General features: G+C 56.0%; 8 protein-coding genes and 2 pseudogenes. 2 read left to right on the top strand and 8 right to left on the bottom strand.

Features of this window, described 5'->3' with window-relative positions; all coding sequences use genetic code 11:
• Positions 1–174 (bottom strand): annotated as a pseudogene (locus GSQ77_RS29725) (cysteine hydrolase); the annotation flags it as partial.
• A 605-nt stretch (positions 175–779) separates the two neighbouring features.
• Here GSQ77_RS29725 and GSQ77_RS27545 point away from each other — a divergent pair.
• Positions 780–2,438, top strand: coding sequence for a sigma-54-dependent Fis family transcriptional regulator (locus GSQ77_RS27545; RefSeq protein ID WP_254067852.1), 1,659 nt, complete (start codon positions 780–782; stop codon positions 2,436–2,438).
• A 102-nt stretch (positions 2,439–2,540) separates the two neighbouring features.
• On the opposite strand, the gene GSQ77_RS27550 is transcribed toward GSQ77_RS27545, so the two are convergent.
• The 5 genes from GSQ77_RS27550 to GSQ77_RS27570 all read right to left on the bottom strand — a co-directional run bounded on the left by GSQ77_RS27550 (position 2,541) and on the right by GSQ77_RS27570 (position 5,556).
• Entirely contained in the window at positions 2,541–2,837 is a 297-nt protein-coding gene (locus tag GSQ77_RS27550; RefSeq protein ID WP_158907032.1) for a 4Fe-4S binding protein, read from the bottom strand.
• Positions 2,834–3,148, bottom strand: a complete 315-nt coding sequence (locus tag GSQ77_RS27555) for a hypothetical protein (RefSeq protein ID WP_158907034.1) — start codon at positions 3,146–3,148, stop codon at positions 2,834–2,836. The genes GSQ77_RS27550 and GSQ77_RS27555 overlap by 4 nt, the downstream gene beginning before the upstream one ends.
• Before the next feature lie 12 nt (positions 3,149–3,160).
• The gene (locus tag GSQ77_RS27560; RefSeq protein WP_158907036.1) at positions 3,161–3,742 is read right to left on the bottom strand and encodes an RNA polymerase sigma factor; all 582 of its coding nucleotides are present in this window, start codon (positions 3,740–3,742) and stop codon (positions 3,161–3,163) included.
• 159 nt (positions 3,743–3,901) lie between these two features.
• Positions 3,902–4,675, bottom strand: a complete 774-nt coding sequence (locus GSQ77_RS27565) for a hypothetical protein (protein ID WP_158907038.1) — start codon at positions 4,673–4,675, stop codon at positions 3,902–3,904.
• On the bottom strand, positions 4,672–5,556 hold the full coding sequence (locus GSQ77_RS27570; RefSeq protein WP_216854964.1) for an SDR family NAD(P)-dependent oxidoreductase: 885 nt from the start codon (positions 5,554–5,556) through the stop codon (positions 4,672–4,674). Before GSQ77_RS27570 ends, GSQ77_RS27565 begins: the two co-directional genes overlap by 4 nt.
• Positions 5,557–5,865: 309 nt before the next feature.
• Here GSQ77_RS27570 and GSQ77_RS27575 point away from each other — a divergent pair, with 309 nt between their 5' ends.
• Positions 5,866–6,759 carry an AraC family transcriptional regulator gene (locus tag GSQ77_RS27575; protein ID WP_158907040.1) on the top strand — a complete coding sequence of 298 codons (894 nt, stop codon included), beginning with the start codon at positions 5,866–5,868 and terminating at the stop codon, positions 6,757–6,759.
• Between the two features lie 150 nt (positions 6,760–6,909).
• Here GSQ77_RS27575 and GSQ77_RS27580 read toward each other — a convergent pair whose 3' ends face one another.
• Both GSQ77_RS27580 and GSQ77_RS27585 read right to left on the bottom strand, forming a co-directional pair.
• Entirely contained in the window at positions 6,910–9,015 is a 2,106-nt protein-coding gene (locus GSQ77_RS27580; protein ID WP_158907042.1) for an EAL domain-containing protein, read from the bottom strand.
• Positions 9,016–9,205: 190 nt separating this feature from the next.
• Positions 9,206–9,534: pseudogene (locus tag GSQ77_RS27585) on the bottom strand (methyl-accepting chemotaxis protein); the annotation flags it as partial.

Here is a 9,534-nt window from a genome sequence, read left to right on the forward strand (position 1 = left end):
GATGGGTGCGATGGGAGCTCGCGTGAGCGAGAGGTGGTAGCCCATTTTCTCTACATAGCCACCGAATCCGCAGGGGGCGATCTGCATTTCAATTACGATGAGCGCCGTATTCCGGGGGGTAAGCAAACCGCTCACGGGCCACGTATAAGGTACCGCGTCGATATGATGAGTCATGGTGATGCCGTAAATGATTGGAGGGACTAATGGCTGGCCAGTTCGCGTGCGTGATGTAAATGTAACCGTAAATAAAGTGGCGGCGGGTTCGCGGTGGAAGGCTATTAATCCGGATTGGGTACACGGCTGTAATACGCAACTTTTGGGCCATGCGAATGAAATGACGAATCAGCGGTTGTCTTACCCTGGTGCCGGATGGAGCGTGCGCAACGTCTCGCGGGTTTTCCAAAACCGTCCCGCGACATTGGCCTGTTTGCCCCCGGGAAAACAGCTTGCGAAACGGCTTGTTCATGCCAGCATGGACTTCGAACAAGAGGTCCGCACCGACGGAAGAGGCGTCGCGTCAACGGCGCATCGCAGATGCATCTGTTAACAAAATGCATGTTTGTTAACAAAACGATTGCGTATAAGAGAACTGCTCAACAATACATCGACCGCTACCGAACAACCGGTTCGTAGGATGTCGGCAAGATTCGTCGATTAAGTACGGCCGGATTGGTAATAAACGCACAATTTGTTATGTTATAGTATAACGCCTCATCCAACGACGACACGGCTAAAGATTTGTCGATCTGTTGCCCTCTCCGTGACCGAGGATCTGAGCCATGCGGCCTTTTTCTGCCCGCCCGAGTCTCCATCGAGCCGACACGCACACAGGCGGATCATCCGCGCGCGTGGATTTAGCGACAGAGGTGCATGTCGACGTCGATTGGCCCACACAGGAGTTGTTTTTTCGACGCGAACTCGCGGAGGTGATTGGCCGTTACTCGGATTCCACTAAGACCTTCCGGGAGATATTTCATCTACTCTCTGAGCTCCTTGGCTTGAACCGGGGACGCCTCTTTCTATTCGATGCCGCAACGGACCGTCTGATACTCAAACATGCCTACGGTTTGACACGTGAAGAAATGGTGCGCGGGGTGCTCGCGCGTGGAGAAGGCGTGACAGGGCAGATTTATGAATCTGGCCAGTTAGTCATCGTTCAGGACATCGATTCCGAACCCCGCTATCTGTGGCGTACGGTGCCGCGTAGCGCGTTGCCCAACGGCACGATCTCGATGTTCTTTTTTCCAATACAGGTCAATGGTCGTACATGCGGGGTATTTGCAGTGAACCGCTTTCGCGGCATTTCGCGCAGCCTTGCGTCGGACCTTGAAATACTGCGCGAAGTGGCGGTTCAGATTTCGCAGCTATTGCCTCTCGACGATCTCATCGCCGAGCGCATCAAGGCCCGGACTGCAGCATTGAAGCACGAGAACGAGAACCTCAAAGAGGCGCTGCACCACCACGCCGGTAGCTACGGCATCATTGGCACATCGGACAAGATTCGCGCCGTGGTCAAGCAGATTGAACAGGTCGCTTCGAGCGACGCGACCGTGTTGCTCCTCGGCGAATCGGGAGCAGGAAAAGAATTGCTCGCGCAAGCCGTCCATACTGCCAGCCCGCGCAACCACGCGCCGTTCGTGAGAGTCAATTGCGGGGCCGTGCCGGAAGCGTTGTTCGAGTCCGAACTGTTCGGACACGAGAAAGGCGCTTTTACCGGCGCGGCAACTAGCCGAACAGGTCGCTTCGAGGAGGCGGAAGGGGGCACGTTATTTCTCGACGAAATTGGCGACCTGCCTTTAAGCATGCAGGTCAAACTCTTGCGCGCGCTGCAGGAGCGTACTGTCTCGCGCATCGGCTCTTCAAAAGAACGAAAGCTCGACGTCCGGATCGTTGCGGCGACGAATCGGGACCTCAAGCAACAAGTTCTCGATGGCACGTTCCGCCTCGACTTGTTCTACCGGCTTTACGTGGTTCCCATTCACATCGCGCCGCTTCGTGAACGCCCGGAAGACGTTGCATTGCTGGTCGGGCATTTCCTACTGGAGGCGAATAAGCGGTTCAAGCGTAATGTTCGTCTTTCCGGGGACGCCTTGGCCGCATTGATTCCTTATGCATGGCCCGGCAACGTACGCCAGCTTCAGAACGTCGTGGACCGGCTTGCCTTACTGTCGGATTCCGCGGTCATCGACGCCCCTGCTGTCATGACAGTCCTCAGTTCGGAAGACAGTCCACGTATGACAGAAAAAGACGCGCTGCCGAAGTCAGCCGATGGTGTGCTCTGGCCCGCAGGTCGCATCAACGAAGCGGACCGCGATCAGATCAACATGGCGCTGGAGCGTACTGGAGGCGTCAAGTCACGGGCGGCGCAGAAGCTTGGAATGACGCTCAGTCAGCTAAACTATCGGATCCGGATACTTGGGATCGTGACCGTCAGGTAAGAGTGCGACGTCTGTTGATCGTTTCACCGATTGCCAGTACCTTTTCCTATATCGATAGTCCCACGAATAACGGATCGGGTTGCGACATAACGCGGATGCCAGTCATTTCATCCTGATCAACGTAATCGCCCCTTCGGGGCACGCGGTTACGCAGAGTCCACACGCTCGACATGCCTGCGCATTTGGCGTGTATGCGATTTTCATGCCGTGCACGCGCAGCTTGAATTTCTGCAGTGGCCCCATGCCCTGAAAGTCTGCGGTGTCGATTCGGCGAACTTCGAAAACATGCTCGGGGCACACCGTTGAGCAATCCGCTTTACCCTCGCACCGGTTCAGATCGACGCGAGGAACGATAACGCCAGGTTCTTGTTTACAGGTGGATGTCGATATATTGTTCATGCCGACTCGGCCTGACGTTTGCATCGCCCCGAAAGTCCGCCTTGTTGAAATTTTTCGCGTTCCTCTGGCGTCATTTGCTGCCATCGGCGCCATTGGCGGCGCCCATGCCACCCGCTATGGCCGCGAAACCCGCCGAACAGGATGCGGCTCAGCACCAGCAAGCCGACGGCATGCTGGTAATCAATCGCACGGGCGCCGACGAAAGCCGCCGGGATGACCGCGTTCCATAACGTCATGACAACCCATCCCAGGGCTGCGATTGCTGCGAGAATCAGCACAGCTTTGCAGAGGAATTTCAGTCCGAAACGCATTTACTCTCTCCCTTAAATATCCAGTTCGTCATACACGGCGTTCAGGCAAACGCGCAGATGCAGTACGGCGTAACGTTTGCGCGCCAACAACGTATTCATGCTCAACCCGCTTTCGGATGCGAGTTCCTTGAAACTGCGCCCCTCCAGTTCGTGAGCGATAAAGATTTCGCGCTGCGCTGTCGGCAATTCATCGAGCGCTTCTTGCAGCGCTTCCAGCAAGATCGACCTTGCATAGGCCGCTTCCGGCCCGGCATCGGTTGCGGGCAAATCAATGTCCAGCCGATACTCGCCTTCCGAGTCATCGGTGTGCCCGATGGTTTCGCCCAGAGGTTGTTCTTTCTTCTTGCGAAAGCGGTCGATGATGCGGTTTCGCGCCACGCGAAAAAGCCACGCGCTGACCTGTTCAATAGGTTCGAGCAGCCGGTAGGCCTGTACGAACTCATAAAACACGTCCTGAAAAATGTCTTCAGCATCACCGGGATCACGTACGCGGCGCCGAATAAAATTCCCGAGCTTGGTACGCTCACGCAAGAAGATTGCGGTGATATCGCGATCTCGTTCGATCATCGGATTCGTGGTTAGCGGCGGTTCCATACAGGGGATGACGATTCACAGCGAAGAATATTGTGTCCTACAGAGAAAAAGCGAACGGAATCGATGTCGAAGACAGAACCGATGAACTCGTGCGATATCACAATCAATACCTAGAAGCGCGGAAGAAACAGGCAACCAAAAAGGCGGCTTCGCCTATTCCTATTGCAAGTTAGCGGGCCAGACGTACATCGCCACGGCTTCAGCGCCTGCCTGTACCTGCATCGCTGTCAACGTCGCTGCCATGAACTGCCGGAAGTCCTCGTGGACGAATCGGGAAATAAACCAACCGTCGGGCAAACCCCTGGGGCGGAACGAATATTCCCAACGAATGTGCGTGCCGCGATCGTTTCCTGAGAAGCGAAACTCTGAAAGCGCGTAGGTGATGTATCGACCGGTATCGTCCGTGAGATTCCAAACCTCATACTGGAAACACTGTGGCAATTGATCGTTTGTAATCTCCTCAAGGGCGCTGGCACCATCGGCAAAAACGACTCGTCGACGGTCGCCAACGTTTCTCCACAAGCCAATCAGCGCATCGCTGCGCACCGCGCCATTGTGGATCTGAGCGATCAGCCTGATCGGAGGCACTGCGGAGGCACCCGTCATGAACACCGAGAATTCGGCGGCGCCTTTCTGCGCAAACCATTTGGAGAATTGCTCAAGCGGAACTGGAAGATCGGATTCAACGATCACCGTCTCGTAAGACTCGTCCGGCCCAGCAGATGGGCGCCTGGCTTCCCGTTGTGCCTGGTCACGTTGCCCTGTCGTGAGCGATGGATCACTGGCAACCGGGCCTGAACTGCAGCCCGCCAGTCCGATGACGAAACTGCTCAGCGATGCGGCAACCAGGAGCCACTGAACACCCTCTCCAAGGATGGCTCTCATGGATTTCTGCCGGGCCATGTATTTGTTTCCCCTTCCTAAAGATTTCATACCGGACTAGAAAGACCTACCATGCGTGCGCTGTCGCGCCAAAGGCCCTTCATCACGTCATCCTGGCGCGCAAGCTCCGATGGATCGGGCCAGGTGAGCTGGCGTTTGACGAGCGAGGCATACAGACGTCCGGCGGGTGGCGTTATCCGTCCAAGTGCGAGGTCTGCGAGGTTTTGCCCAGCCTGCTCCACGGTTGCGAGACGCACCATCGGCCGGATCAGGCCGACGGTACCCATTGCCAGTCGAGCCCAGAGCGGCCACGCCCGAAATAGAGATGTCCCGACGGTAAGACCAGGGTTATAGGCAACAACAGTGAAGCGCATCGCCTTGGCCTCGTCGGATGTGGCCAACCCGCGAGCCATGAGCAGATCACAGAGTTTCGATGCTGCATAGGCGCGAAATCCCGCCGAGAATCCCGTCGGACGGCTCTGAGCTTGTGGATGAGCCAGTAACTGCGGATCGAGTTCCTTCGGAGCCATTGGATTCTGCTTCGGGTCGTGTGTATCGCTGGTCGTGATAACGACCGTCGCACCTTGAGCCAGCTTGGGTAGCAGCAACTGGAGTAACAGGTAGTGCGCCAGATGGTTGACCGCGAACGTGGTCTCGAAACCGTCTTCCGTCCGCTGGTCAAGATTGGGAAACTGCGTCCCTGCATTCAGCACCAGCCCGTTGATCAAGCTATCCCCAAGCCCCTGAATGACGCCCTGCGCAAACTCGCGGACACTGGCCAGGCGGGTAAGGTCCAGCGGTAGTGTCTCGATTGTTGATTGGCCTGCACGACGAGCCCCGAGCACAAGACGCATGCCTGGAGTCCTGGCGATCTGTCGTGCGGCCACTTCGCCCAAACCCGACGTACCGCCGGTCATTACTATGGTTTTCAATGGATCACCTTCGTCCGTGTGTTAAAGATATATGTCGCTGGAAGCCTCTATGCGTTGGGCAGTCACCGCCTGTTACGACGGCCACCTTTCCAATCACGCTTCCTTGAGTTTCGCCCGCCGTGTCGTACCTCGCGAGTGGCTTGTCCATGCCAGGAAGTATGGGCTGAAGGGGTCGAGGCCCGCATGCCGGAATCCTCAAATATTTTGCACAATCCTCCAAATTCAATTTTTATTTTGAGATTGAACGCTAAAATGCCCACAACGCTATAGACCACAATGACCTCCTCTCACCCGCTCTGGAGACCTCGCATGTCGCCAACCTTGATAGCCGCCTTGAATCAATACATGGACAGCAACGGCGGGGACGATGGCGCGCTCGTCACTCCGATCGAAGGGTTGTTCCTGATGCGTTCGACGTGCGAGCGGCTGCCATACCATGTCGTGTACAAACCGGCGCTCTGCATCACTGTGCAGGGGGCGAAACAGATATTGTTCGGCGACAAGCAGTTTGACTACGGTGAGATGCAAGCCCTCGTGGTCAGCGCAGAACTACCTGGCGTCGGTAGAGTGACGCGAGCCAGCATCCGCGAGCCCTATCTGGGCATCGCCCTGCTGCTTGACCTCGGCATATTGCGGGAGGTAGCAGCACAACTCTCCCCCCCTCCAAAACCGAATGACAATGCCCGCATGGGAGTCTTCGCGATGGATGTCGATGGGCCGCTGGCCGACTGCATCGGCCGGATAATCCAGATGCTTGGGACGCCCCAGGCTGCGACTATCCTTTATCCTGCAATCATGCGGGAAATATCCTATTGGCTGCTGACCGGCGAGAGTGCCGGTGAAATCTGCAAGCTCGCCTCCCCTAACAGCCGCACGCAACGCATTGCTGAAGCGATCTGGCTTTTGCGTGACGACATCGCTCGTCCTATCCGCATCGAGCAACTTGCTGATACGGCTCAGATGAGTCCATCGTCTTTTTACCAGCACTTCAAGTTACTCACGTCCTTGACGCCAATCCAGTATCAAAAGCAGTTGCGTCTGCTCGAGGCACGCCGCCTGATGGTAGAAGATGGAGCCAACGTAACGGGCGCCGCTTATCGAGTGGGGTATGAGAGCGTCTCGCAGTTCAGTCGCGAATACGCAAGGATGTTCGGAACATCGCCAAAACGCGACATCACCGACTTACAGGCGGCCTCGGCATAGCCGATGGTGCCGGAACACCGCGGACTAAATCGCGCGCGAGCTTACCCGGCCAGATGGAGCTCCGGGAATAACACTGGCGCTGATGATCGTCTGGAATGCGGCGTACCCCCGGCGTGCGATGCGTTGCTGGGCAAGCCACGCGACAAGCATTTATTCTGACAAGGACCGCGCGGGTGAGCGCATCGTCAGTATCGTGTCGAGTGGTTCCGGGCGATGTCGTAGAAACCCCTGCGTATAGTCGACCCCGATCTCGCGCAATAGCGCTTCGACCGCTTCGGTCTCCACAAACTCTGCAACTGTCTTTTTACCCGTTATCCTCGCTACTTCCTGAATGCATCGTACGGTGGCCTGCCCCACCAGATTGGTTGCCAGATCGCGGATGAACTGCCCGTCGATTTTCAAGTAGTCCGCCGGCAAATTCTTCAGGTAACTGAAAGACGACAAACCGCTGCCAAAATCATCAAGCGCAAATCGTATGCCGAATGCATGCATCGATTCGAAGAATGAAGTTGCATCGCTCAGATTGGTGATGGCTGCGGTTTCGGTGATTTCGAAGCAAAGCTTATGATGGTCGAAAGCCATAGTCTCAATTAAATCGATCACATAGCGATGAAAATCCCCGTCGCCAATGGACAGTCCTGACAGGTTGATCGATAACGTATCGAGATGTCCCAAGGCATCGCGATGTCTGGCCATCCATTCGAATGCCTCGTTCACTACCCACCGGTCGATGCGCGAAGCCATGTAAAAGCGCTCCGCGGACGGCAGAAAAGCACCGGGAGAAATCAGTTTCCGGTTTTCACCCACCAAGCGCAACAAGACTTCCGCATGAAGGCCTTCCTCGACAGAGCCCATCGCCTTTACCTCCTGCCAATGCAGCACAAATTGCCCGTTGTCCAGTGCATGTTCGAGCCGGCGAACCCATTGCATGTCTTTCTGGTGAGAGTCGATCACTTCGTCGGCTGCAAAATAAGCGTAGACGCGGTTGCGCCCCGCCTCCTTGGCTGCATAGCAGGCACTGTCGGCCGCACGTAGCAAACTGGCCACAGTCGGCCAGCGCTCGTCGATCTGCACTAGCCCTATGCTTGCCCCGATATGGAGAAGCTGCTCGCCGTGCTGAAAGCGGAATTCATCGATTTCTTCACAGATTTTCTGCGCGATGCTTTGCGCCGCCTCAATCGAGCAATGTTCGACGATCAGGCCGAATTCATCGCCACCGAGTCGCGCAAAAATATCGTGTCGCCGTGCAACCTTCTTGATCAGACCGGCAACTTGCTTGAGCAACCTGTCGCCAACGGCATGGCCTCCCGCATCGTTCACTAGCTTGAACCGGTCCAGATCGATGTACATTAATACGTACCGGTCCTTTACCTTGTGGGCAGCCATCAAAGTGGATTCCAAGCGGCGTTCGAATTCGCTTCGGTTCAGCAGGCCGGTTAGCTCATCGTGCGTGGCCCGGTAGGTCATTTCCAGGCTCAATTGCCGTTGCTCCGAAACATCGCGAAATACCAGCACCACACCCACGGTTCGCCCCGTTGCGTCCTTGATCGGCGCGGCCGAATCCTCGATGTGATATTCCCGGCAATCGCGACTGAGCAATATCGTGTGATTGGCCAAACCGACGATGCGATCTTCGGCCAGGCAAACGCTGATGGGGCTCATGGCGCGCCGGCGAGTTTCTTCGTGAACGATATTGAATACCGGGGCGGACGGCCGACTCCGAGCTTGAGCATTGGTCCATCCGGTCAATCTTTCGGCGACCGGATTGAGGTACTCGATGCGGCCTTGCGCATCTGTGGTTATGACGCCATCTCCGATGGAGTCTAGGGTCACGCGCAAGCGTTCATACTGTACCGCGAGTTCAGATTGTTCGCGTTTGCGCTGCGTAACGTCTTGAATGACGGTAAGCGATTGTAAAGGTGCGCCGCTTGCATCACGTTCGATAAACGAAGACAACAGTATGTCTATCAGGACACCGTCCTTGCGTACCATCTGGTACTCGATATCCTTGCAGCGACCAGTACGGAACAACTCGGGAATGATCACTTCGGTCGCATAGGCGCGCGATGCGGGCGTCAAGAAGTCAGGCCAAAACCGGCCCACCACTTCACTGCGCTCATAGCCCAACGTGCTAAGCCAGACGTCGCTGACAAGGACCAACCGCCCTTGCGCATCGATCGAGTGCGAGATGGCAGGTAAGGCCTCGTAAAGCATCCGAAAGCGCGAATGACTCGTCTCCTGGCTTCTGCGAGTCACCGGTGTTCGCCGCTCAGGCTTCGGGCGTACGCGCAACCCTACTATCTGACCTTCCTGTTTGGTTGTTTGCCTAAGATTTCTTCGGGTCACTCTATTGCGATAAGTCATATTAAGGTCGTTTGGTGCTCGTCATGCCATGCCGAGCAAACATCGCCCGCTAACCACTGAATTTTCGAGGTGGTGGATGCGTTCAAATCGCATTTTCTTTCGACAACCAATCTTCAAGTACCCTATGTAATCTTGGTTGCCCTCTCATGCCTCTGGGCCGCACGTCGGATAATTCGTTTTGCCACGCAATGTCTGAGCGAAGTTCTATCGGCCGGGTCGATAACTCTGTGATGTGGAATGCTCGGACAGACACATCTAAAAGGTGCCCCTGATCCTCCAGTGATTTCGCCGCCGACGCCGCCTCTTCCACCAGTGCGGCGTTTTGTTGCGTGACATGATCCATCTGGGCAATCGCTTGATTGACTTGCTCGATACCCTTGCTTTGCTGCTCGGACGCCGCCGCAATTTCCT

Origin of the sequence: Burkholderia sp. L27(2015), assembly GCF_009765705.1 — a bacterium.
Lineage (GTDB): Bacteria > Pseudomonadota > Gammaproteobacteria > Burkholderiales > Burkholderiaceae > LMUX01.

Coding starts and splice junctions, on each gene's coding strand:
- GSQ77_RS27575 (WP_158907040.1), top strand. CDS start 5,866: ATGTCGCCAACCTTGATAGCCGCCTTGAATCAATACATGGACAGCAAC.
- GSQ77_RS27560 (WP_158907036.1), bottom strand. CDS start 3,742: ATGGAACCGCCGCTAACCACGAATCCGATGATCGAACGAGATCGCGAT.
- GSQ77_RS27545 (WP_254067852.1), top strand. CDS start 780: ATGCGGCCTTTTTCTGCCCGCCCGAGTCTCCATCGAGCCGACACGCAC.
- GSQ77_RS27565 (WP_158907038.1), bottom strand. CDS start 4,675: ATGAAATCTTTAGGAAGGGGAAACAAATACATGGCCCGGCAGAAATCC.
- GSQ77_RS27550 (WP_158907032.1), bottom strand. CDS start 2,837: ATGAACAATATATCGACATCCACCTGTAAACAAGAACCTGGCGTTATC.
- GSQ77_RS27555 (WP_158907034.1), bottom strand. CDS start 3,148: ATGCGTTTCGGACTGAAATTCCTCTGCAAAGCTGTGCTGATTCTCGCA.